This window comes from Bradyrhizobium algeriense (assembly GCF_003062295.1).
Taxonomy (GTDB): Bacteria; Pseudomonadota; Alphaproteobacteria; order Rhizobiales; family Xanthobacteraceae; genus Bradyrhizobium; species Bradyrhizobium algeriense.
On record NZ_PYCN01000011.1, the window covers coordinates 119,474 to 140,975 of the forward strand.

Consider the following 21,502-nt stretch of genomic DNA (forward strand, 5'->3'; position numbering starts at 1 on the left):
AAGACGGCGTCGCCTCTGTCGCTAGTCGCGTTATTTTCCAGCGCTCGGAATATGCCAGTCGCAAATGCCATTCATTGGGTTGGCGCGCCTAACGCGAATTTCGGTAAGTGCGCCAATCTGTCCCGGCCTTGGCGTGTGGCGGTAGCCGGACGATGCGCTACGCTCCCTGAAAAATCAGGGAGGAATCAATGTCAGTGAGAATCAATCGCCGTCACTTCATCGCTGCCGGTACGGCGGCCGCCGCGATGCCTTTGCTCGCGCGCAGCGCCTCGGCGCAAGCCGCGTGGCCGTCGCGGAATATCCGGATGGTCTGCAGCTACCCGGCGGGCGGGCAGACCGATCTGCTGGCGCGCGCCTTCGGCGATTTCATCTCCAGGCAGGTGGGGCAGAACGTCATCAACGAAAACAAGGCGGGCGCCTCCGGCTCGATCGGCGCGGCGGACGTCGCGCGCGCGGCGCCGGACGGTCACACCATCCTGTGCTCCATCTCGGCCACCTATATGATGAACCGGGTTATGATGAAGAATCCCGGCTACGACATGGATAGAGACCTGACGCTCGTCAGCATCATTCCGGGCGCCGGGCTGCTCCTGGTTGCGAGCTTGGCGTCCGGCGTCAAATCGCTGGACGATTTCGTCGCTTTCGCGCGCAAGAAGGGCCAGGTGAACTTCGGCACCTATAGCGCGGGCTCGGCGCCGCACATGACCATCAACGAACTCAACAAGCAGTATGGTCTCAAGATCGAACCGATCCACTACCGGGGCGAAGCGCCGATGTGGACGGGGCTGCTGGACGGCACGCTCGATGTCGCGATGGGCAGCTACACGGCAGCCCAAACCGTCCTGCAAGGCGATAAAGGCGTTGTGTTCGCGGTGAGTTCGAGGAAGGTCGCCGCGATCCCTGATGTCAAGACCCTGCCCGAACAAGGCGCGACATCGAAGTTCTTCACCCTGAGCGGCTTCACCGGATGGGCGGTGCCGAAGGCCGTGCCGCAACCGATCGTCGAACGGCTGTCGGAACTGTGCGTGGCGGCCAATGGCGATCCGAAGGTGAAGGAAGTTCTCGCCACTTTCGCGCTGGATCCGGCGCTCGGCTTCAAGGAAAGCAATGCGCTGTATCAGCGCGAATTGCCGGCCTGGATCGAGAGCGCACAGGCGCTCGGCCTGGAGCCCGCCTAGCGCGAAAGCCGATCAGCGGGTAGGGTGGGTTAGGCGAAGCCGTAACCCACCGGCCGAACTGACCACGTGTCGAGACTTCGGTGGGTTACGCTGCGCTAACCCACCCTACGAAACGATACATTGGTGCCCGATCTTGAATGTGATGGCTGAGGACGACCCGACCGACGAGATTTCGCTCATCGAGGAGCGGCTCGAGGAGCTTGCCGAAGTCTCGGAGCGGTGCCGAAAGATCATTCTGTTTTCCAAGACGGCCATCGCCGGCGGCGCAGCCTTGCTGCTCGTGATGATGCTCGGCCTGTTCGGCTCCAGCCAGGTCGTTGCCCTAGGGTCGATCGCCGCGGTGCTGGGTGGAATCGTCTCGCTCGGATCGAATGTCAGCACGCTGCGGCAGACCAGCGACGCCATCAGCGCCGCCGAGGCGCTCCGTTCGGATCTGATCAGCCGGATCGATCTCCGGGTGGTCGGTGATAGCCCCATGAAACTGAGTTGACGTTCGAACGAGTAGGGTGGGTTAGGCGAAGCCGTAACCCACCGGCCGACCCGACCGCGCGTCGAGACTTTGGTGGGTTACACTGCGCTAACCCACCCTACAAAGCTTTTGTCGCCCTCGCATTCATGTCGGTCAGGCCGCGAGGGCAGGCGCGGCTTTCTTGCTACGATAGACGCCGTAGCCGATGCCGGCGAAGCCGAGCAGCATCATCGCCCAGGTCGAGGGTTCTGGAACAGCCGAGGTTACGGAATAGGTGAGGATGGCATCGAACTCAATCTCGGTCGGGCCGGTTGATGACGTTAGGCTGCCGGAAATTCCTGTGCCGGTATCGTTTATAATAAAGGACAGTGTGTTCTGACCGACGAGGAAGCCGCTTGTCACGTCATCATGGGGCAGGCCATTCCCTGACGTGAATAGAAACGGATCATTCGCGCCGCCGCCCGTGAAAACGAAAGACCCAGGACCCGCGCCAAAAATGCCGGTGTTGCCTACTGTGGTGCCATTGAGCTGCAGGATGGCGCGATCGTCAGCGTTGAACGTGGTAATGGTGAGCTTCGCGTTTGTAAAACCACTAGGTAGACTAAAGCCAAGGTCAGCAGTGTAAAATGAAGTAAGAAAGCTGTTGTCGAGGGAATAATTTAAATTAACAGTCTCCGCCGAGGCAGAACACATTCCCACCGCTGCGAAGAGAATAGCGGCGGCACAGGTCTTGATTGAAAGCATTTTTCAGTCTCTCCTCAATGAAAGTCTTAAAGTGATTTGAGTAAACGCCAGAGTTTGTCGGTCGCTCGGGAAATCAGCGCGACCGAGGGTGGCCTTTTGCATTCATCTGGATCAGGCGGTGAGGGCTGCCGGCGCGGCTTTCTTGCGGCGATAGACGCCGTAGCCGATGCCGGCGAAGCCGAGCAGCATCATGGCCCAGGTCGAGGGTTCGGGCACGGCGCCGACCTGCGCGGTCAAGCCCACCCCATCGAGCACGAAGAACGGACCCCGGCCGAATCCCGTGTCGCCGCGCGAGAATGCGAAAGTGATTTCGTGGCTGCCCGCCGACAACAGCGTGTTGCCCGTATAGCTGCTGAGCAGCTTTGTCGATGCCGGCGATCCGCCGCTCGATGAATCGAAGATGGGAAGATCGGAAGCCAGGATCACCCCGTCGATGCTCATTGCGAATGTGAGGGCGACGTCGTTAGACGTGTTGGTGGACTCGGAGCGCCCGGCCTGAAACGCGTAGTTGAACAGGCCGGCGCTGGCTAAGGTGAAGGATTGCGAAAGCGTGCCGCTTGCCGAACCGAAAAAGCTGTTCAGTGAGATCTGCGCAACCGATGATCCGTCGGTAGCGTTCCCGGATCCGAGCGACGATACGATGATGCCGTTTGTCGCTACCCAGGGTGAACTGGTTCCCTCAAAGCTGCCGTTCGTCAAAACGTCTGCGCGGGCTGCCGGCATGCTGCCCAACAGTATCATCGAGGCGAGCAAGTAATTCTTGAACATTTTCATTTACCGAAATCTCCTACTTTCAAAATACGTCGATGCAAGAAAGGCTAGAAGATCGATGTGATGCGATCCATAGGCCCGTGCCTGACGTGGCGTTCGGTCGCTACATCAAATGATGTACGGCAGGGCCGGCTGTTGCAGTTATTGGGCACGGCGATACACTGTCTTGATTACGGTGTGCTCCAAGGCAGTTTCAATTCATCCATTTTACCGCGGGGGCGGGGGCTTGATGAACCAGGACGAATTGCTCGTCATCATCGAAAAGATCTATGAGGCCGCGACCGACACGAGCCGGTGGCCCGTCGTCCTCCAGACCATCGCCGACGCCTTTGGCGCACAGGATGCGTCGCTGAGCGCGGTCTCGCCGGTGGCCGTGCCCTGGCTGGTCGCGCCGCGGACCGATCCCTCGTTCTTGCAAAGCTACGGGCAGCATTACCACCCGCTCAACCTGTTCTGGGACCGGATGACGCGCGTGCCGGTCGGCACCGCGGTCACCGACCGCATGGTGCTTCGCCAGGAAACCCTTCGCGCCAGTCAATTCTACAACGAGTGGTCGCGGCCGCAGAGCTATCTTTCGGTGATGGGGGCGACGCTTCTCGTCGAGGATCAATGGCGCTTCGAGTTCGTCGTTCCCGGCAAGAACGCGTTCGGGCCGGAGCAGATCAAGCTCTACGATGCGCTTGCGCCGCACCTCAAGCGCGCGGTGCAGCTCACCCACCGCCTGCAATCCGCGGAGCTCGATCGCGCTTATTCGCACGGTGCGCTCGACAGTCTCGATCGCGGCATGCTGATGGTCGACTCCAGGGCGCGCGTGCTGTTCGCAAACCAGGCGGCAAAGAAATCGTTCAACGCCGGCCTGAAAGTGGTCGACGGTGTACTGTGCGGCACGAAGCCGTCGGAAACCGCGCGGCTTCATCTGGCGATCGCCGATCCCTTCAACAATGGCGGCTGCAACGAGATCGCTATTTCGCGAGATTCGGATCGCGCGCCGCTGTCGCTCACGGTGATCCCGCTGCGGCATCGCGTCGAATGGATCGCGCGGCAAGAGCAGGCGGCGATCGTCTTCGTCAGCGATCCTGAAGATATCGCCGGCCAGCGGCATCAGGTGTTGCAGCAGCAGTTTGGCCTGACGCGCGCCGAAGCCGCCCTGGTCGAGGAAATGCTGAAAGGCGGCGACATGCCTGATGTCGCGGCCCGGCTCGGAATTGCGCCGGCGACGGCGCGAACGCACCTGCATCGCATCTTCAGGAAGACGAGAACGACGCGCCAGTCAGAGCTGGTGCATCTGGCGTTGTCGCCGGGGCGAGGAAGCGGCGGCGCGTAGGTTGGGTGGAGCGCAGCGATACCCATCAATAACGGCTGTGACGCTGATGGGTTTCGCTGCGCTCTACCCATCCTACCAAGCCTCCTCACTTTATCCCCGTACAACTCGCGTAGAACGTCGTCGTCGCCGGCCAGTCCGAGAACATGCCGCGCACGCCGACCTGCTTTGCCAGCACGTCCAGCACCGTCAGCGTATCGCCGTCGCGATCGACCACTGATTTGATCGATTTGTGGTAGAAGCCGCCGCCCTTGTGCAGCGGGCCGTCGCGTTCCAGCGACCAGCCGATCAGGTCGAGGCCGGCGGCCTTCGCCGCCTTGGCGTATTCGGAGGGGACGATCTCGCGCTTGTCGTTCAGCGTCAGCATGGTCCAGATCGGCGGGCCGAGGATCGCGACGCCTTGCGCCTTCAACTCCGCCATCGAGGGTTTCCAGGTGTCGGGCTTATTGGGATCGAGGCCCTGCTTCTCGTAGCGGTCCTCGAGATACACCGCCTGCGCCCCGAACGCCGGCTCGGTCTTCACCCAATAGAGCACGTCGGCGAGATTAAAACTTTGCGCGAACACGTCGCCCGGGGGAATGCCGGCTTTCTTGTAGGCGTCCAGCATCTGGCTCGCGTATTTCTCCTGCGTGTAGTCGCCGTCGAACGGCATCGGCACTTCCGGCGCCTTCAATTCCGGCGTGAATTTGGCGCCGAGGCTTTTGATCAGCGCGATGCTCTCGTCATGCGTCATCAGCGTGCCGGAATTGGCGTAAAGATCCGTGCGCCAGCGCGGCGTGCCGTTCTGGTATTCCTCCAGCGTCTTCGCATCCGGATAGAAGCCGTCCATCTTCGCGGTGAGCCGACGGAACTCGGCGAGCGTGATGTCAGAGGTGCAGCACTTTGCCGAGGCCTTCTTGCCGGTGGCGGGATCGGCCGGGCTGAATCCTTGCGAGCATTTGGCGGCAAGCTCCGGCACCGTCAAAATGTTGGTCGTGGTGTGCAGGTCGCACTGCGAATGGCGGCAGACCAGTTCGCGGTCTTTGGTAAAGGTCACGTCGCACTCGATGATGCCGGCGCCCATCCGGGCGGCCGCGACATAGGACTCTTTCGTATGCTCTGGGAATTCCAGCGCCGCGCCGCGGTGGCCGATGGAGAAGTCGGTCTTGCGAAACGGTCCGGTGCACTGGCTGAGCTGTTGCTTCAGCGGCCCGTCCTTCATCTTGTCGACCAGGTAGAACGGCCGCGGTCCGATCTGCGGCTCGCGCGGCAGCATGATCTCGTCTGCAAGGACGGAAGCGGTTGCCGCTAACAGGCAGAGGGCTGCGAGAAGGGCGGAGCGATGGCGGGCAGGCATGGGTGGCACCTCGGAAAACGCGTTGCGCGCGGCCTTGATATCACGGAGCATGTGACAGTTGCGTGTGGCCGGCAACCGGTGTCCCATGCGCCGAACAAAAACAATGCCCGGGAGGAAATCCAATGCCCGCAGCCTTTTTCGTCGTCCGCGCCACCGTGACCGATCCGGCCAAGCGCCAGGCGTTCGACACCTGGTATTCGCGCGAGCATCTGCCGGATGCGATGAAATCGTTCGGGGCCGTGAAGGCATGGCGCTACTGGAGCGTCACCGATCCATCGCTGCACCAGGCGATGTACCAATTCCCCGACAAGACTGCGCTCGACCGCGCGATCGAGGGGCCGGAGATGAAGCGCTTGATCGCCGATTTCAACCGCGACTGGCCGGACGTGACGCGCACGCGGGATATGCTGGTGCTTGCCGAGGAGCGCGTGGCGTAAGACGGTAGTCGTTCCCGCGAAGCTTGTCCGGCGTAGCTCGCAGAGCGAAGCCGGATCACACGCGCGCGCGATGCAAAAATGCTGCAGCGGCGACAAATGTTCCGCTGCGAGTAGCAGCGCCACGAAAATAATTCCGGATCGGCTTCGTTCGCGGCAATGCTGAACGCGCAGTTCACCGCGCGTTCATCTAGGCAGCTTGAAACTCTCTTCTTCGCACCCAGCAGACGGAGGAGGAGATGTGATGGAACGCCGCCACTTTCTGAAACTCGCCTTTGGAATTGCCGCGGGCGGTGTCGCGCTTGCAGCGAGCGCGCAGGCCGCGCCGCTGATGCCGGCGCCGCTCGCTGACGACGCCAAACTGCCCGTCAATCCTGATGCCCAACCCGCCGTCACGTCGGGCGAGGAGGTCGATCGCCTCACACCCGAAGAAGTGCGCTGGGGCCGTGGCCGCGGCCGTCATCGCGGCTGGGGCCGCCGGCACTGGGGCTGGCGCCGCCGCCGCTGGCGTCGCAGGTATTGGGGCTGGCATCGCCGCCGTCGTTGGCGCCGCCGCTACTGGCGCCGTCGTCGTTACTACTGGTAAGTCGCCGTCAGGGATTGTTCAGAGCGTTTTCCCGCGAAGCATGCCCTCGGACTTGATCCGTGGGTGGAGACCGGTTCGCGTCAAGAAAACGCGTCAAATCAAAAATTGAAGGCCCGTTCCGATTCTATCGGGACGGGCTTGCAAGGAATAAAAAAAGCCCCGCGCGAGCGGGGCTTTTGTCATACTTGGGGAATGTCAGTAAGCGCGGCAGCGTCCATACCGCCACACGGTGCCGTAGGGGCAACCGCGGCCGGGCCGCACCACGACGACCGGAGCTGCGGGCCGCACCACTACGACCGGGCCTGGACGAACCACAACGGCCCGCCGATTGGGTTGGCAGCCGCCATAGGGGCCACGATGCCAGCCGGGGCCGCATCCGCCTGCGGCTTCCGCCGCGCTGAAGCTGGCAACGGTGCCCAAGGCCAAAACTGCTGCGAAAAGGTACTTCAATGTTTTCTCCCGTTCTTGGCCGCGAGGCGGCACGGTCGGAACCTAGTCACGAACACCTGAATGGAACATGAATGTCGTGATTTGTCATGGGGCGACGGCTAGAAATCCGAGCACCAGTTCGCTGTATCTGGCCGGTGCCTCCAGAAATACCAGATGGCCGGTATTCGCCACCACCTCGGCCCGGCCCTTGGCCATCCTGGCGGCGAGCGCTTTGGCGAGCTCGGCGTTCTGCCCCATTTTCGCGCGCAGCGCTTCCGGCGCATTCGCGCGTCCCGGCGCGTTGTGATCGTCGGCGCCCATCACGAACAGCGTCGGCTGCGTGATCAGCGGGATCTCGTGCACGACGGGCTCGCGGTAGATCATCTGCGCCGAGCTGACAAAGGCGCGCAGCCAGCGCGGATATTCGGCGCTGCCCTTGATGTTGAAACGCGCGTCGATGAACGGTGTGACCTGTTCGGGCGGCAGCTTTAGCGCGTAATTGGTCTCGAGCTGCTTGCGATAGCCGTCCGCGGTGAGTTTGTCCTCGTTCTCCAGGATCTTCTCGGTCGGCGTCGGCGGCACGTAGTGCCGATAATCCTCCAGGCCGATGGGAGCGGTCAGCACCAGATGCGCGATCCGGTCGGGCCAGGCGCGCGCGATCCGCACGCCCAGCATGCCGCCGAGCGAATGCGCCACGATATCGGCCTTGGCGATGTTGAGATGATCGAGCAGCGCGATCGTGTTGCGCGCCAGCGTATCGAAATGCAGATCGCCTTGCGGCTTGGAGGATTTGCCGAAGCCGATCTGGTCCGGCACGACCACGCGATAGCCGGCATCGCTCAGCGTCTTGATCACCGGCGCCCAATAGCTCGATGGGAAATTGCGGCCATGCAGCAGCACCACGGTGCGGCCGTTCGGCTGCCCGGGAGCTACGTCCATATAGGCCATCCGCACCTGTTCGCCGTCGTTCACCAGCGGCAGCAGGTGGACGGGGTAGGGATAGGAAAAACCTTCGAGCCCGATGCCGTAGGGCTCGCGCGTCGCGGGTTCGGCTGCCCGCGCGCAGGAGAGGCCGCCCACGATAAGAGAAAAGCAGATAATGATCGCGCGTCGCATCGCAGGCTCCATCGTTTGGGATGCGGCCTTATTGATGCGATGAAAGCGCGCCGTAAAGCCGGCGCGGCTTCACGTTTTGCGGAGATCAGGGCCGCTCCTGATCGTTTCCGAACAGCGCAGCAAACCGCTTTTCACCGGTGCGCGTAAAATTCACGACGCGGCTGCCTGGCGTCGGATCGCGCGCTGCCCAGTTGAGTTCGGTGAACCGGTTCATCACGGCGGCCCCCAGCGTGCCGGCGAGGTGATGGCGGCGTTCGCTCCAGTCGAGACAGGCCTTGCACACCGGCCGGCGCGGATGCACCAGCGCCTCGGCATCGATCTGCAACGCCTCGGCCATGAAGCGCTTGCCCTCGCCGGTGAGTTCGATGTCCTGTTTTGTTTGCCGGACCAGCCGCTGCTTGCGCAGGCTGTCGAGCATCTGCACGCCGAGATCGCCGGCGAGATGATCGTAGCAGATCCGCGCCCGCCGCAGCGCCGGCTCCTTCGGCCCCGTGCGCACGCGGGTGTGACCGGCGCGCTCGGCGAGGCCCGCAAGGCCTTCGAGCACATGCGCGACGTCGGGGCCGGTGAGGCGGTAATAGCGGTGACGGCCCTGTTTTTCAGGTTCGATCAGGCCGCCGGCTTCGAGTTTCGCCAGATGCGAACTCGCGGTCTGCGGCGTGATGCCGGCCTGGTGCGCCAGCTCGCTCGCGGTCAGCGCGCGGCCGGTCATCAGCGCGGTCAGCATGTTGGAGCGCGCGGGATCGCCGACGAGCGAGGCGACCATGGCGATGTCGGGGCCTGCTTTCATAGTTCGATGATAGCCGAAGCATTGACGTCGATCAAGTGGGTATTGTCACGGCTGCAACACCAGGCTCCGTCATTGCGAGCGAAGCGAAGCAATCCATGCCGCCACGAGTGGAGGAATGGATTGCTTCGTCGCTTCGCTCCCTTGCGCAAACGCTTCGCGTTTGTCGCAGGCAATGACGGTGCAGAATTATTGGAGAACCTCATGACCATCACCGTTTTCATCCGCTACCAGCTCGATCCGTTCAAACGCGCCCAGTTCGAGCAATACTCAAAAAACTGGCTCACCATCATCCCGAAATGCGGCGGCGACCTGCTCGGCTACTGGATGCCGCATGAGGGCACCAACAACATCGCGTTTGCGCTGATCTCGTTCGAGAGTCTCGCCGCCTATGAAAGCTACCGCGCACGGCTGCGCGCCGACAGCGAGGGCATGGCCAATTTCAATTTCGCCGAGGAGAACAAGTTCATCCTCACTGAGGAGCGGACCTTCCTGCGCAAGGTCGTGGCGTGAGGCGTCTGGCAGAACAGGCGTTGCGTTCCTATCTACGCGGCGCCAACAAACATTGAGGGGAGCGACCCATGCTGACACCTGCTGACAAACGCGCCGCGTTCAGGACATTGCACGAGAGCGGATGCTTCATCATCCCCAATCCCTTTGACGTCGGCAGCGCGGTAGCCTTGCAGCATCTCGGCTTCAAGGCGCTGGCTACCACCAGCGCGGGCTTTGCCTGGACGATCGCCAAGGCCGACAACCGCGTCACCGTCGACGACGTCTGCAACCATCTGGCCGCGATCTCTGCGGCGGTCGATATTCCTGTTAATGCCGACTTCGAGGACGGCTTTGCCCACGAACCGGACAAGGTCGGTGTCAACGTCGCCCGCGCCGTGAAGACCGGCGTGGCCGGCCTTTCGATCGAGGATTTTACCGGAGACAACGCAAAACCGCTGTTCGATCGCGCGCTTGCGATCGATCGCATCAGCGCGGCGCGCAAAGCGATCGATGCCGACAATAGCGGCGTCTTGCTCACCGGCCGCTGCGAGGCGTTTTTGCGCGGGCAGAAGGATCTGACGCTTGTGATCGACCGGCTCACCGCCTATGCCGAGGCGGGCGCCGATTGCCTCTATGCGCCCGGCATCACGACGGCTGAAGAGATTTCGGCCGTGGTGAAGGCGGTCGCGCCAAAACCCGTCAATCTCCTGGTCGGCGCGGCCGGCCCGTCGCTGAAGGCGGCCTCTGATCTCGGCGTGCGCCGGATCAGCGTCGGCGCCTCGCTGGCGCGGATGGCATGGGCCGGCTTCATGAAGGCATCAAAGGAGATGGCGGAGCAGGGGACGTTCACCGAATTCGCGAACGGCTATCCCGGCGGCGAACTCAACAAGATGTTCAGCTAGCGCCAAAGTCAGCGAGCCACAAAAAGCAGCGGGCCGGTCGGCCCGCTGCGCGTTGTTTCGGATGATGACCGTTACTGCTTGGCCGGCGCGTTGTCCGCAGGCGGCGTGGTCGACTTGTTCATGTCCGTGCTGGGCGGAGATGGCGGCGTCGGGCGATTCGTCGCCGCACCCGTGGTCGTACCCGGATCGGCGTTGCTGCGCGGCGTTACGTCACGCATGCCCGGAGGCGCCGCAGGGTTAGCCGGCTGCGTCTGCTGCGCGGTCCGGTTCTCCGGCGAGGTACCCGCCTGGTTCACGGTCGTATTGTTGAGACCATAGAACAGCGCGCCCAGCACCACCGCGATGGCAACGGCGAACATCGCGACCTTCGCGCCGCTGGGAGGACCCTCACCGAGGCCGGGATCGGCCTGCAACTCATTGTCGAGACTGTTGAGGCGGGCCTGATGGCGGATTTCTTCATCGCTCAGGCCGGGGCGATAGGGATCGTTCGGATTGGGTTGGTAAGCCATGAATGGGTTCCTCCGTTAGCATCCCGAAGACAATGGCTGGCGCGCCCGGATGTTCCGCGCCTGTGTTGCAACTCCGTAATGTTGGAACCTCAGTTCCCATGTGAAGTAGCGCCGCGCTCGCGGCGTGATGCGCCGCTGATCCGGGGTCCGTGGCACGGCTTGGGTCCCGGCTCTGCGGCGCACCGCGTGCGCGGGACACGATCATTTGCGCCGCGCTTTCGCGACCTGATCAGCCGTCACCAGCGGCGCCGCATTGCCCCAGGAATTGCGGATATAGTTCGTCACGTCGGCAATCTGCTGGTCGGTCATCTTCGCGGCATAGGCCGGCATCGATCCCTTGTTCGGCGCGCGCGGCGTCGTCACGGTTTCCGCGCCGTCGAGGATGATGCGCAGCGTGCTCAAGGCGTCGGCGGACTGCATATTGGCGTTGCCGGGCAGCGGCGGGTAGATTCGCGGCGCACTTGAGCCGTCCTCTTCGTGGCAGGCGATGCAAGCGCCGTCATAGAGTTTTTTGCCTTCTGCCATTTGCGCCGGCGAGGGCGGGGTGACCTTCGGTTCCGGCGCGCCGGCCGGCAGACCTTTCAGGTAAATCGCGATGGCTCTGACATCCGCATCGCTCATCTTCGAGGTCGAATTGACCACGACCTCGGACATCAGCTCGCCGGCATGGCTCCTGGCGTTGCGGCCGCTCTGCAGATACTCGGTGATGTCCTCCACGCTCCAGGATTTCAGGCCGCTACGTTCAGCGCCGTCCAGCCGCGGCGCGAACATGCCGTCGACGCGTCCGCCGCCATACTTCTGGCCGCGCTTGTCTGCGCCGAGCATGTTCTTCGGCGTATGGCAGACCCCGCAATGCGCGACGCCTTCGACCAGGTAGCGCCCGCGATTCCACTCCGCGCTCTTCTGCTGGTCGGGCATCAGAATGCCGGGCTTGAAGAACAGCCAGTTCCAGCCGCGCATGACGACGCGATAGTTGAACGGAAAGCGCAGCTCCGGCGCGCGGGGCTCGTTTCGCATTGGCGCCAGCGTCGCCAGATAGGCGCGAATAGCGAAAATGTCCTGGCGCGTCAGCCTGGTGAAATTCGGATAGGGGAAGGCCGGGTAATAGCGCGAGCCGTCGCGCGCCACGCCGAAGCGCAGGGCGCGGTAGAAATCGTCATCGCTCCAGGCGCCCAAGCCCGTCGCGCGATCCGGCGTCAGATTGGGCGTGTAGATGCCGCCGAACGGGGTATCGATCCGCTTGCCGCCGGCGAACGGTTTTGCGGGATCGGCGGTATGGCAGCTCGCGCAGTCGCCGGCTTCCGTCAGCGCCTTGCCGCGCGCTATATCCTCAAGCGTTGGCTCAGCTTTGGATTGGGCATGGCTTTCGCTGACCGCGAAGACCTCACCGCCCGCGAACGCAGTGCACAAAAGCATGGCAGCGAGAATCGTCCGCATCATCCGGCGTGGTCCCTGCACCATCTGGCCTCCCGGGGCGTTATAGCGCGAAAGCGGACAGGGGAGGGATGTCATGCCGTTTCGCGCCGAGGCTCCCGGACGACACAAACCGAAAAGCGGTGCCGTTATTCCCGGCACGAAGTTGCGATCTTTGAAAGCGCGGCTCCGGGGGCGAGATTTGTAGTGCGTCCGCTGAAAAATCCGACATAGACTGGTTCTAACAAGCTCAGATGACTAGCTAAAAACAGTCATCCCGATCCAGGCTCAAGAGGGTGCAATGGGAATCAACCAGGGTCCGATCAGTCTCGATCAGAAATACACCCAAGGTACGGGGCACATCTTCCTGACCGGCATCCAGGCGCTGGTTCGGCTGCCGATGGCCCAGATCCGCCGCGACCGCGCCGCGGGGCTGAACACCGCTGGCTTCATTTCCGGCTACCGCGGCTCGCCGCTCGGCGGCTACGACCAGCAGCTCTTCGCCGCGCGAAAACACCTCGAACAATACAACATCAAGTTTCAGCCCGGCGTGAACGAAGACCTCGCGGCGACCGCGATCTGGGGTTCGCAGCAGCTCAACCTTTCGCCCGGCGCCAAATATGATGGCGCGGTCGGCATCTGGTACGGCAAGGGCCCCGGCGTCGACCGCTGCGGCGACGTCTTCCGCCACGGCAATACGGCGGGCTCGGCGAAAAACGGCGGCGTGCTCTGCCTCGCCGGCGACGACCATGGCGCCAAATCCTCGACCGTTCCCCATCAGTCGGACCACGCCTTCATCTCCGCGCTGATGCCGTATCTCTATCCTTCCAGCATCCACGAAATCATCGAGATGGGCCTGTTGGGCATCGCGATGTCGCGCTACTCCGGCTGCTGGGTCGGCATGAAGGTGATCACCGAGACGGTGGAGACCACCGCCGAGATCGACCTCTCCGACGAGATGACGCCGTTCGCGATCCCGACCGATTTCGAGATGCCGCCGGGTGGACTCAACCTGCGCTGGCCCGATGATCGCTATGCGCAGGACCTGCGCCTGCAGGATTACAAGGGCTATGCTGCGATTGCGTTTGCGCGCGCCAACAAGATCAACCGCATCACCATGGATTCGCCGAATGCCCGCTACGGCATCATGGCATCGGGCAAGAGCTACGAGGACATCCGTCAGGCGCTGCGCGAACTCGGCATCACCGAGGAAGTCGCCGCCAAGATCGGCTTGCGGCTTTACAAGATCGGCATGCCCTGGCCGCTGGAGCCGGAAGGCGTGCGCAATTTCGCCATCGGCCTCGAGGAAATCTTCATCGTCGAGGAGCGCCGCGAGATCGTCGAGAATCAAGTCAAACAGGAGCTGTTCAATTGGCGCGACGACGTCCGTCCCCGCATCGTCGGCAAGATGGACGATCACGACAAGCGTTTTCTCACTTTCGCCGCCGAGCTTAGCGTCGCCTCGCTCGCAAGCTCACTGACCGAACGCCTGCTTCGACTTAATCTCAATCCCGAAATCGCCGCGATGCTCCGCGCCAAGGCCGACTGGTTCAACGGCCGGCAGGCGACCCAGATGCAAGCGGTCGCCCCCGTCACCCGCACACCCTATTTCTGCTCCGGCTGCCCGCACAACACTTCCACCAAGGTGCCCGAGGGCAGCCGCGCCTTTGCCGGCATCGGCTGCCACTTCATGGCGCTGTGGATGGACCGCTCGACCGAGACCTACACCCATATGGGAGGCGAGGGCGTGCCGTGGGTAGGCGTCGCGCCCTTCACCAAGGAAGAGCACGTATTCGCCAATCTCGGCGACGGCACTTACTTCCACTCCGGCAGCCTCGCGATCCGTCAGGCAATCGCGTCAGGCGCCAACATCACCTACAAGCTTCTCTACAACGATGCGACCGCCATGACCGGCGGCCAGCATGTCGACGGCGAATTGTCGCCGCAGCAGATCACCTTCCAGCTTCACGCCGAAGGCATCCGCAATATCTATCTCGTCTCGGAAAACCCGAGTGCCTATCCGGCGTCCGACATCGCGCCCGGGGTCAACGTCGCGCATCGCGACGAACTCGACACTGTCCAGAGGACCTGCCGCACGCTGAAGGGCACCTCGGCGATCGTCTTCGTGCAGACCTGCGCCGCCGAAAAACGCCGCCGCCGCAAGCGCGGCCTGATGGAAGATCCGGCGCGCCGCGTCATGATCAATCCGGCCGTCTGCGAAGGCTGCGGCGATTGTTCTGTGCAGTCGAACTGCATTTCGGTGGAGCCGTTGGAAACCGAGATGGGCCGCAAGCGCACCATCAACCAGTCGACCTGCAACAAGGACTATTCGTGCCTGAAGGGCTTTTGCCCGTCCTTCGTCACTGTCGATGGCGGCAAGCCGCGCCGCCGCGCGCCGGCCAACCTTGGCGACGCCGGGCTTGGTGACATCGATCTGCCCGAGCCGGCCTCGTTTCCGTCGCTGGAGCGGCCCTACAACATCGCGGTCGGCGGTGTCGGCGGCACTGGCGTCTTGACCATCGGCGCGCTGCTCGGCATGGCCGCGCATATCGAAGGCAAGGCCAGCATGATCCTCGACATGTCCGGCCTCGCGCAAAAGGGCGGCGCGGTGCTGAGCCATGTGCGTCTGTCAGAACATACCGCCGACGTCACCTGTTCGCGCATCGTCACCGGCACCGCCGATCTGGTGATGGCGGCCGACGAGGTGGTCGCCGCGGCCAAGGACACCATCACGCTTTGCGAAGCCAGCCGCACCGTCGGCGTCATCAACACCCACGTCATTCCGACGGCCGACTTTATCCTCAACCGCGATTTCAATTTCCAGAGCCGCAAGGTCAACCACGTGCTGGAGACCGAGCTGCGCAAGGACTCTTCCTTCTACGACTTCACCAAGCCCGCCGAAGCGCTGCTGGGCGATTCCATCGCCACCAACATCATGATGCTGGGCTACGCCTACCAGAAGGGCCTGCTGCCGCTGTCGGCGAAGGCGATTTTGCAGGCGATCGAGGTCAACGGCGTTTCGATCAAGATGAACACGCAGGCTTTCCAGCTCGGCCGTCTCGCCGCCGCCGATCCGGCTCGGCTCGAGGCGATGATGAAGGGCCAGGACGAGGTTGTTGCGCCCAAGACGCTGGATGCGATGTCGCTCGACGAGATCATCGCCCACCGCAGCGCGCACCTCGCCGAATATCAAAATGCTGCGCTCGCCGAGCGCTATCGCAGCCTCGTTAAGCGAGTGCGCGATGCCGCCACCGATGGCGGCTATGGCGAAGCGTTGCCGCGGGCGGTCGCGATCAACTACGCAAAACTGCTCGCCTACAAGGACGAGTACGAAGTCGCGCGGCTGTTCACCGACGGAAAATTCGAAAAGCAGCTCCGCGACCAGTTCGAAGGCGACTTCAAGTTCAACTTCAATCTGGCGCCACCCATCCTCGGCGGCGGCCTCGATGCACTCGGCCGGCCGAAGAAGCGGGCCTTCGGCGCGTGGATGATGCCGGCGTTCCGGACGCTGGCAAAACTGCGCTTCCTGCGCGGTACGCCGTTCGACATCTTCGGCTACAGCCCCGACCGCAAGCTCGAGCGCGACCTGATCGCAGGCTATGAAAAGGACGTCGCCACCGTGCTCGGCCTGCTGTCGCCGGTGACCCACGATACTGCCGTCGAGATCCTCTCGCTGCCCGACCGCATTCGCGGCTACGGCCCGGTGAAGGAGAAGGCGGTGCAGGACGCCAAGGCCCGCTACGCCCAACTCGCCGCCGACCTCGTCAACCCGCCGCCGGCACCGCGGCAACTCGCAGCGGAGTGATTGCGTAGGGTGGGCGTGGGCAAAGGCGCACTTGCGCCGTGCCCATCATCTCTCGACGGTCGTTGTCCGGAATGGTGGGCACGCTTCGCTTTGCCCACCCTACAAAGCGCCGCCTCAGTACAGCCTTTCCCTGTTGGCTGTCTCGATGATGGCCTGCATTTCGTCGACGCTTTTTTGCGGCTTGGCGTGGGCGACCAGCGTTTCTGCAAAAGATGGCACGTCTGCCGGGTCCTCCCACGTATCAGGCTGCCAGAGGCCGGATCTGATCATGCACTTCGGGCAGTGTGAGAAGACCTTTTCCACCCCTACGACCAGGACGTGATTGGGCGCCTTGCCATTCACCTTCATCATATCTCGGAGGGACTCGTCTCTTACGATAATTGCCTTCCCGCTCACGCGAAGAGTGTGCGTCACGCCCGGAATGAGGAAAATTAGTCCGACGTTCGGATTGCGTAGCACGTTACGGAAGGTATCCAAGCGACGGTTGCCGAGCCGGTCGGGAATCGCAAGGGTGTGCTCGTCCAGAACTTTCACGAAGCCGGCAGAGTCGCCCTTGGGTGAGATGTCGAGCAAGCCGGCCTCGCCTGCGGAGGCAACGAAGGCGAATGGCGCGCGCTCAATGAACGTGCGTGCAATGTGGTCGATAGCTGTGATGACCTTAGCCAACGAATGGCTGGGGGGGTCGCCGACGACGGCCCGGAGCTCCGCCTCGCTCGCGACGACTTCGCGGAAACGTTCTCGCAACTCACTAATCGCAGCCATGCCGCAATCTCCCCCTACTTGAAGTGTCAAAATCTATCCTACGAAAGCGAACGTGTCGATGTTCGGCAGCACTGCGTAGGGTAGCAAAGGCGCTCTTCGCGTCGTGCCACCGTCCAACGCTCCGCTCGCGAATGGTGGGCACGTTTCGCTCTACCCACCCTACGGCGCTAGGGCGTGAACCCAAAAAGTACCAGCGAACTGCCCAGTTGAGTCAGACCTTGTCTCCAGAGCTTCGATGGGGTGTAGTCGTCATCAGCTTGTCACTGCGTTGACGCATTGCCTGCTTCACAACAGCAACGGGTTAGCGGATGGACCAAGCCCTCGCCGATATCGGCATCATCTCTGCCTATCGCTTCGCGGGCGACGGCTCCGCGACGAAGCTCGACGTCGCCAACCTCGATGCGGAACTCGCGGATCCGCACGGCTGGCTTTGGCTGCATTTCAATCTGTCCAACCGTCGCTGCCACGACTGGCTCGCCAGGAGTGCTGCGCTGTCCGATGTCGCGCGCGAGACCCTGATCGATGCCGACGAGCATATCCGCCTCGATATTTTCGACGAGGAGATCGCCGGCGTTTTGCCCGACCTGCATCAGGAGTTCATGCAGGAGGGCGACGATCTCCTGCGGGTCCACTTTGCGATCTCGTCGAAGCTGATGGTCACCGCCCGGCGCAAGCCGCTGCGCGCGATCGAGCTGACACGGCGTGCGATCGATAGCGGCCGCAAGTTTCCCACCCCGGTGTCGCTGTTCGATGCGATCGTCGACCAGTTCGCCGATGTGATCGGACGCTATTCGGCGGGCCTCGGCGACGAGCTCGACATCGTCGAGGATCATGTCCTGCACGACGAGATCGACGAAGAGCGATTGCGGCTCGGCCGCGTGCGCCTGCAAGCGATCCGCACGCGGCGGCAGCTCTCGCAGATCCGGGCGCTGTTTCACCGCATGGAGACGCGCGAGGACGTCGAATCCGAAACCCTGCTGTCGGCAATGCGCAAGCTTGCGCAGAAGTTCGACGCGCTCGACTACGAGTTCAGCGCGGTCTATGAGCGCGCGCGGCTGCTGCAGGACGAGATCGCCGGCCGCATGACGGCGATCACCAACCGCCGCCTGTTCACGCTGTCGGTCCTGACCGCGTGCATGCTGCCCTCGACGCTGGTCACCGGCTTCTTCGGCATGAACACCAAGGACATGCCGTTCCAGGACGGCGACGGCGGCACCTGGTACGCGCTTCTGATGGTGATCGCCGCGGGAGCACTGACCTGGTGGCTGCTCAGGCGGACCAAGGCGCTGTAGGCCCGATCATGGTGTGCCTGTCGCCTCCGTCGACACGCCCGCGAAGTAGGCATCGCCGCGGCTATGCCGAACATGGTCCGTGCTCGCGTCATGCCGCGACTTGCGTCTCAACAAAGACCAGAGCAGTTGCGTGGGGTGGGTTTAGCTAGCAAAGCGAACCCACTATTTTTCCTATGAATCGTGGCATGATAGGGTACGCCTGCGTTCACCCATCATGACCCGATGTGATTCATGCTTACAGCCCTTGATGCCGACCCTGGACGACTGGACCAACACGAGCAAAGCTTCGTTCAGCAAATTCGCGAACATGGCTGGTTCGGCGCGCATGTCGGGGCAGACGACGTAGGGCCTGGTTTCTCCTACACAACCGGCTACTGGCTGAAGTTCAGCTTTCCGGAGGTGATACTGTTCTCAATGTCGAAAGAGACTGCCCAGGATACGTTTTGGCACATCTATCGCGAACTCGAAGCGGGGCGACGCCTGCCCGTTGGCGAACCAACCGGCGAGATATTTGGGAATGCAGCAGCGGTACTTCTCCCGGTGGCGCTTGAGCAGTATGAAGCCCACCTTGGCTGGAGCAGATGGTTTTATGGAAATGACAGTTTCGAGTGTCTCCAGCTTGTGTTTCCGGATCGAGGCGGAGAGTTTCCGTGGACGTCAGGATCGTCAGCGGATTTCCGAACTGCTCAACCCGATCTAACCGTCGGCAATTGGTTTGGCCTGCGCGCTCGCCAAAACTGATCGCCCGTCAGGGCAAATCACGTCCAAAAATACGCCAAAACCCGCTGCGCCAAAAAACGAATTTTACCCGCCATTTCAACGTGATTTGGGTCGTCCAGATTGCGCGGCAAAAATATATTGCTTCTCAATTTCCCCCAAATCAGCTCCATCTTCGCGCCATCCCGCCTCATGAAGAGGGGCGTACGCGTCGTCACGATACGTGGAGTGCGGGTTGCGGTGGACGCGATAGCGTTGCGCGCGCGAGGCATTGCAGGGCGGTCTCAGGCTTTGTGCTTGAGACTGTGAGCGATTGATCCGCGCAGGACGAGCGGCGCAGTTCGCGTACGGCAAAAGCGTGTGGTTCTGGCACCCGTGGCTGGTGTCAAATCGGCGGAGGTTTTCGCAAGCCCAACCGGGTTCGCAAAACCGTCAATTCGCCGATGACGGAGGCAAGAGGAATTCGTCTCCGGGGAGAGCGCGCCATAAGCCATCAAACCATTGCGCAGGGAAGGCCGGATGCTCTCCGCTGGACCTGTATGCTCGTGTGCGCACTTCTTTGTGCCATTGCACACGAGACCGCGGGTGCAGCGCGCACCCGGTCTTCCCTGCGCCCTCTATCTCGAAGAGGGTCGAGCGGCCAGCTACAACTCGGGCGCGTCGCGCCGCGAGAACGCACCGGCATATCCGCCTCTCACGCCCTGATATGATGTCCGCGGATAATCATCCCGGCTTGAGTCCGGTCGCTGCCTGTCTCGCCCTGCGGAATATCTCGGCGCTTGCCAAGGCAGCCCTGACAGGCCAGAAAAAACCTGGAAGAAGAAACGCCAACGGAGAACGATTTGACCATCAAGGGCAAAGCCTACATTGCCGGGATCTACGAGCATCCCACCCGGCACGCACCCGATAAATCAACCGCGCAGTTGCACGCCGAAGTCGCCAAGGGGGCGATCGAGGATGCCGGGCTGACCAAAGCCGATATTGACGGCTATTTCTGCGCCGGCGACGCCCCTGGCGGCCTTTGGCCGATGGTCGATTACCTCGGCCTCAAGGTTCGCCATATGGATTCCACCGAGACCGGCGGCTGTTCCTATTTGATCCATCTCGGCCACGCGGCGGAAGCGATCGCGGCGGGCAAATGCTCGATCGCGCTGGTCACGCTCGCCGGCAAGCCGCGCACCGGTGTGATGCCGCCGCGCGCCGCAGGCGCGGAAGCCGATTTCGAGGCGGCCTATGGGGCCACCACCCACAATGCCTACGGCATGTGTGCCATGCGCCATATGCACGACTACGGTACCACAAGCGAACAGCTCGCCTGGATCAAGGTCGCGGCTTCCCATCACGCCCAGTACAACCCGCACGCGATGTTGAAAGAGGTCGTCACCGTCGAGGACGTCATCAACTCGCCGATGATCTCGGACCCGCTGCACCGCATGGATTGCTGCGTCGTCACCGATGGCGGCGGCGCGATGATCGTGACGACGCCGGAGATCGCGAGGAGCCTGAAGAAGCCGCTGGTGCGGCTGATCGGCCATGGCGAGGCGATGAAGGGCCCGCGCGGCGGCAAGGATCTCGACCTGACTTATTCCGCCGGCGTCTGGTCCGGCCCGCGCGCCTTCGAGGAAGCGGGCATCACGCCAAAGGACATCAAATACGCCTCGATCTATGACAGCTTCACCATCACGGTTTTGATGCAGCTCGAAGACCTCGGCTTCTGCAAGAAGGGCGAGGGTGGCAAGTTCGTCTCCGACGGCAATCTGATTTCGGGCGTCGGCAAGCTGCCGTTCAACACCGACGGCGGCGGCCTCTGCAGCAACCACCCGGTCAACCGCGGCGGCATGACCAAAATTCTCGAGGCGGTCCGTCAGTTGCGCGGCGAAGCCCATCCGAAGGTGCAGGTGCCGAATTGCGACCTCGCAATCGCCCATGGCACCGGCGGACTTCTCGGCGTGCGTCACGCCGCCTCAACCTGCATTCTGGAGCGCGTTTGATGGCTGAAACGAAAAAATATCCGGCGCCGGTGACCAATCCCGAGACCGCGCAGTTCTGGGAAGCGGCCAAGGCCGGCAAGTTCATGATCAAGCGCTGCACCGCCTGCGGCGAGCCGCACTACTTCCCGCGCTCGATCTGCCCGTTCTGCTTCTCCGACAAGACGGTGTGGGAAGAAAGCTCGGGTGAAGCCACGATCTACACCTACAGCCTGATGCGCAAATCGCCGACCGGGCCGTATGCGATCGCCTATGTCACGCTGAAGGAAGGCCCGTCGTTGCAGACCAACATTGTCGATTGCGATCTTGAGAAGCTGAAGATCGGCCAGAAGGTGAAGGTGGTGTTCAAGCCGACCGACGGCGCGCCATTGCCGTTCTTCACGGCGGCCTAGAGTCCTCCCTTCTCCCCTTGTGGGAGAAGGTGCCTTCGCTGAAAGCGAAGGCGGATGAG

The 21,502-nt window shown here is 62.5% G+C and carries 22 protein-coding genes; 12 read left to right on the forward strand and 10 right to left on the reverse strand.

Going from position 1 to position 21,502, the window contains the following annotated elements; translation table 11 throughout:
- Positions 1–188 precede the first annotated feature (188 nt).
- Entirely contained in the window at positions 189–1,178 is a 990-nt protein-coding gene (locus C7G61_RS21790) for a Bug family tripartite tricarboxylate transporter substrate binding protein (RefSeq protein ID WP_108518199.1), read from the forward strand.
- Positions 1,179–1,320: 142 nt separating this feature from the next.
- Positions 1,321–1,668, forward strand: coding sequence for a hypothetical protein (locus C7G61_RS21795; RefSeq protein WP_108518201.1), 348 nt, complete (start codon positions 1,321–1,323; stop codon positions 1,666–1,668).
- A gap of 132 nt (positions 1,669–1,800) precedes the next feature.
- Here C7G61_RS21795 and C7G61_RS21800 read toward each other — a convergent pair whose 3' ends face one another.
- A complete protein-coding gene (locus C7G61_RS21800) occupies positions 1,801–2,391 on the reverse strand; it encodes a PEPxxWA-CTERM sorting domain-containing protein (RefSeq protein WP_108518203.1) in 591 nt (196 codons plus the stop codon).
- A gap of 111 nt (positions 2,392–2,502) precedes the next feature.
- Positions 2,503–3,165: a PEPxxWA-CTERM sorting domain-containing protein gene (locus C7G61_RS21805; RefSeq protein ID WP_108518205.1), complete on the reverse strand. Its 663-nt coding sequence runs from the start codon at positions 3,163–3,165 to the stop codon at positions 2,503–2,505.
- A 226-nt stretch (positions 3,166–3,391) separates the two neighbouring features.
- Here C7G61_RS21805 and C7G61_RS21810 point away from each other — a divergent pair, with 226 nt between their 5' ends.
- Positions 3,392–4,486: a LuxR C-terminal-related transcriptional regulator gene (locus tag C7G61_RS21810; protein WP_190241912.1), complete on the forward strand. Its 1,095-nt coding sequence runs from the start codon at positions 3,392–3,394 to the stop codon at positions 4,484–4,486.
- Between the two features lie 85 nt (positions 4,487–4,571).
- On the opposite strand, the gene C7G61_RS21815 is transcribed toward C7G61_RS21810, so the two are convergent.
- On the reverse strand, positions 4,572–5,819 hold the full coding sequence (locus C7G61_RS21815) for a glycerophosphodiester phosphodiesterase family protein (RefSeq protein WP_108518409.1): 1,248 nt from the start codon (positions 5,817–5,819) through the stop codon (positions 4,572–4,574).
- A gap of 122 nt (positions 5,820–5,941) precedes the next feature.
- Between C7G61_RS21815 and C7G61_RS21820 the strand changes: the two genes are divergently transcribed.
- Together C7G61_RS21820 and C7G61_RS21825 are read left to right on the forward strand one after the other, a co-directional pair.
- Entirely contained in the window at positions 5,942–6,256 is a 315-nt protein-coding gene (locus C7G61_RS21820; RefSeq protein WP_108518209.1) for a hypothetical protein, read from the forward strand.
- Positions 6,257–6,497: 241 nt separating this feature from the next.
- A complete protein-coding gene (locus tag C7G61_RS21825; protein ID WP_108518211.1) occupies positions 6,498–6,839 on the forward strand; it encodes a twin-arginine translocation signal domain-containing protein in 342 nt (113 codons plus the stop codon).
- A gap of 195 nt (positions 6,840–7,034) precedes the next feature.
- Here the strand turns inward: C7G61_RS21825 and C7G61_RS46125 are convergent, their stop codons facing one another.
- From C7G61_RS46125 to C7G61_RS21840, 3 genes are all read right to left on the reverse strand, one after another.
- A complete protein-coding gene (locus C7G61_RS46125) occupies positions 7,035–7,289 on the reverse strand; it encodes a GCG_CRPN prefix-to-repeats domain-containing protein (protein WP_108518213.1) in 255 nt (84 codons plus the stop codon).
- A gap of 84 nt (positions 7,290–7,373) precedes the next feature.
- Complete coding sequence (locus C7G61_RS21835) at positions 7,374–8,384, reverse strand: alpha/beta fold hydrolase (protein ID WP_108518215.1); 1,011 nt, start codon at positions 8,382–8,384, stop codon at positions 7,374–7,376.
- Between the two features lie 85 nt (positions 8,385–8,469).
- Positions 8,470–9,174, reverse strand: coding sequence for an ArsR/SmtB family transcription factor (locus tag C7G61_RS21840; protein ID WP_108518217.1), 705 nt, complete (start codon positions 9,172–9,174; stop codon positions 8,470–8,472).
- A gap of 201 nt (positions 9,175–9,375) precedes the next feature.
- Here C7G61_RS21840 and C7G61_RS21845 point away from each other — a divergent pair, with 201 nt between their 5' ends.
- On the forward strand, positions 9,376–9,684 hold the full coding sequence (locus C7G61_RS21845; RefSeq protein WP_108518412.1) for an NIPSNAP family protein: 309 nt from the start codon (positions 9,376–9,378) through the stop codon (positions 9,682–9,684).
- 68 nt (positions 9,685–9,752) lie between these two features.
- Positions 9,753–10,565 (forward strand): isocitrate lyase/PEP mutase family protein, encoded by an 813-nt coding sequence (locus C7G61_RS21850; RefSeq protein WP_108518219.1) that lies wholly within the window; start codon positions 9,753–9,755, stop codon positions 10,563–10,565.
- A gap of 71 nt (positions 10,566–10,636) precedes the next feature.
- On the opposite strand, the gene C7G61_RS21855 is transcribed toward C7G61_RS21850, so the two are convergent.
- On the reverse strand, positions 10,637–11,074 hold the full coding sequence (locus tag C7G61_RS21855) for a hypothetical protein (protein ID WP_108518221.1): 438 nt from the start codon (positions 11,072–11,074) through the stop codon (positions 10,637–10,639).
- A 201-nt stretch (positions 11,075–11,275) separates the two neighbouring features.
- Positions 11,276–12,511: a cytochrome c gene (locus tag C7G61_RS21860; RefSeq protein ID WP_108518414.1), complete on the reverse strand. Its 1,236-nt coding sequence runs from the start codon at positions 12,509–12,511 to the stop codon at positions 11,276–11,278.
- Positions 12,512–12,788: 277 nt separating this feature from the next.
- Here C7G61_RS21860 and C7G61_RS21865 point away from each other — a divergent pair, with 277 nt between their 5' ends.
- On the forward strand, positions 12,789–16,292 hold the full coding sequence (locus tag C7G61_RS21865; protein WP_108518223.1) for an indolepyruvate ferredoxin oxidoreductase family protein: 3,504 nt from the start codon (positions 12,789–12,791) through the stop codon (positions 16,290–16,292).
- Positions 16,293–16,406: 114 nt separating this feature from the next.
- Here the strand turns inward: C7G61_RS21865 and C7G61_RS21870 are convergent, their stop codons facing one another.
- Complete coding sequence (locus C7G61_RS21870; RefSeq protein ID WP_108518225.1) at positions 16,407–17,054, reverse strand: MSMEG_1061 family FMN-dependent PPOX-type flavoprotein; 648 nt, start codon at positions 17,052–17,054, stop codon at positions 16,407–16,409.
- 308 nt (positions 17,055–17,362) lie between these two features.
- Here C7G61_RS21870 and C7G61_RS21875 point away from each other — a divergent pair, with 308 nt between their 5' ends.
- Positions 17,363–18,346 carry a transporter gene (locus C7G61_RS21875; protein WP_108518227.1) on the forward strand — a complete coding sequence of 328 codons (984 nt, stop codon included), beginning with the start codon at positions 17,363–17,365 and terminating at the stop codon, positions 18,344–18,346.
- Between the two features lie 231 nt (positions 18,347–18,577).
- Positions 18,578–19,087 (forward strand): DUF4262 domain-containing protein, encoded by a 510-nt coding sequence (locus C7G61_RS21880; RefSeq protein WP_108518229.1) that lies wholly within the window; start codon positions 18,578–18,580, stop codon positions 19,085–19,087.
- 17 nt (positions 19,088–19,104) lie between these two features.
- On the opposite strand, the gene C7G61_RS47040 is transcribed toward C7G61_RS21880, so the two are convergent.
- Positions 19,105–19,236: a hypothetical protein gene (locus tag C7G61_RS47040; RefSeq protein ID WP_274542284.1), complete on the reverse strand. Its 132-nt coding sequence runs from the start codon at positions 19,234–19,236 to the stop codon at positions 19,105–19,107.
- A gap of 669 nt (positions 19,237–19,905) precedes the next feature.
- On the opposite strand from C7G61_RS47040, the gene C7G61_RS21890 reads away from it, so the two are divergent.
- The gene (locus tag C7G61_RS21890) at positions 19,906–21,054 is read left to right on the forward strand and encodes a thiolase domain-containing protein (RefSeq protein ID WP_108518233.1); all 1,149 of its coding nucleotides are present in this window, start codon (positions 19,906–19,908) and stop codon (positions 21,052–21,054) included.
- Positions 21,054–21,443, forward strand: a complete 390-nt coding sequence (locus C7G61_RS21895; RefSeq protein WP_108518235.1) for a Zn-ribbon domain-containing OB-fold protein — start codon at positions 21,054–21,056, stop codon at positions 21,441–21,443. The genes C7G61_RS21890 and C7G61_RS21895 overlap by 1 nt, the downstream gene beginning before the upstream one ends.
- The last annotated feature ends 59 nt before the right edge of the window (positions 21,444–21,502 follow it).

Excerpts from the sequence above, each read along its gene's own strand:
- C7G61_RS21790 (WP_108518199.1), top strand. The coding sequence starts at position 189 with ATGTCAGTGAGAATCAATCGCCGTCACTTCATCGCTGCCGGTACGGCG.
- C7G61_RS21795 (WP_108518201.1), top strand. The coding sequence starts at position 1,321 with ATGGCTGAGGACGACCCGACCGACGAGATTTCGCTCATCGAGGAGCGG.
- C7G61_RS21800 (WP_108518203.1), bottom strand. The coding sequence starts at position 2,391 with ATGCTTTCAATCAAGACCTGTGCCGCCGCTATTCTCTTCGCAGCGGTG.
- C7G61_RS21805 (WP_108518205.1), bottom strand. The coding sequence starts at position 3,165 with ATGAAAATGTTCAAGAATTACTTGCTCGCCTCGATGATACTGTTGGGC.
- C7G61_RS21810 (WP_190241912.1), top strand. The coding sequence starts at position 3,392 with ATGAACCAGGACGAATTGCTCGTCATCATCGAAAAGATCTATGAGGCC.
- C7G61_RS21815 (WP_108518409.1), bottom strand. The coding sequence starts at position 5,819 with ATGCCTGCCCGCCATCGCTCCGCCCTTCTCGCAGCCCTCTGCCTGTTA.
- C7G61_RS21820 (WP_108518209.1), top strand. The coding sequence starts at position 5,942 with ATGCCCGCAGCCTTTTTCGTCGTCCGCGCCACCGTGACCGATCCGGCC.
- C7G61_RS21825 (WP_108518211.1), top strand. The coding sequence starts at position 6,498 with ATGGAACGCCGCCACTTTCTGAAACTCGCCTTTGGAATTGCCGCGGGC.
- C7G61_RS21835 (WP_108518215.1), bottom strand. The coding sequence starts at position 8,384 with ATGCGACGCGCGATCATTATCTGCTTTTCTCTTATCGTGGGCGGCCTC.
- C7G61_RS21840 (WP_108518217.1), bottom strand. The coding sequence starts at position 9,174 with ATGAAAGCAGGCCCCGACATCGCCATGGTCGCCTCGCTCGTCGGCGAT.
- C7G61_RS21845 (WP_108518412.1), top strand. The coding sequence starts at position 9,376 with ATGACCATCACCGTTTTCATCCGCTACCAGCTCGATCCGTTCAAACGC.
- C7G61_RS21850 (WP_108518219.1), top strand. The coding sequence starts at position 9,753 with ATGCTGACACCTGCTGACAAACGCGCCGCGTTCAGGACATTGCACGAG.
- C7G61_RS21855 (WP_108518221.1), bottom strand. The coding sequence starts at position 11,074 with ATGGCTTACCAACCCAATCCGAACGATCCCTATCGCCCCGGCCTGAGC.
- C7G61_RS21860 (WP_108518414.1), bottom strand. The coding sequence starts at position 12,511 with ATGCGGACGATTCTCGCTGCCATGCTTTTGTGCACTGCGTTCGCGGGC.
- C7G61_RS21865 (WP_108518223.1), top strand. The coding sequence starts at position 12,789 with ATGGGAATCAACCAGGGTCCGATCAGTCTCGATCAGAAATACACCCAA.
- C7G61_RS21870 (WP_108518225.1), bottom strand. The coding sequence starts at position 17,054 with ATGGCTGCGATTAGTGAGTTGCGAGAACGTTTCCGCGAAGTCGTCGCG.
- C7G61_RS21875 (WP_108518227.1), top strand. The coding sequence starts at position 17,363 with ATGGACCAAGCCCTCGCCGATATCGGCATCATCTCTGCCTATCGCTTC.
- C7G61_RS21880 (WP_108518229.1), top strand. The coding sequence starts at position 18,578 with ATGCTTACAGCCCTTGATGCCGACCCTGGACGACTGGACCAACACGAG.
- C7G61_RS47040 (WP_274542284.1), bottom strand. The coding sequence starts at position 19,236 with ATGGAGCTGATTTGGGGGAAATTGAGAAGCAATATATTTTTGCCGCGC.
- C7G61_RS21895 (WP_108518235.1), top strand. The coding sequence starts at position 21,054 with ATGGCTGAAACGAAAAAATATCCGGCGCCGGTGACCAATCCCGAGACC.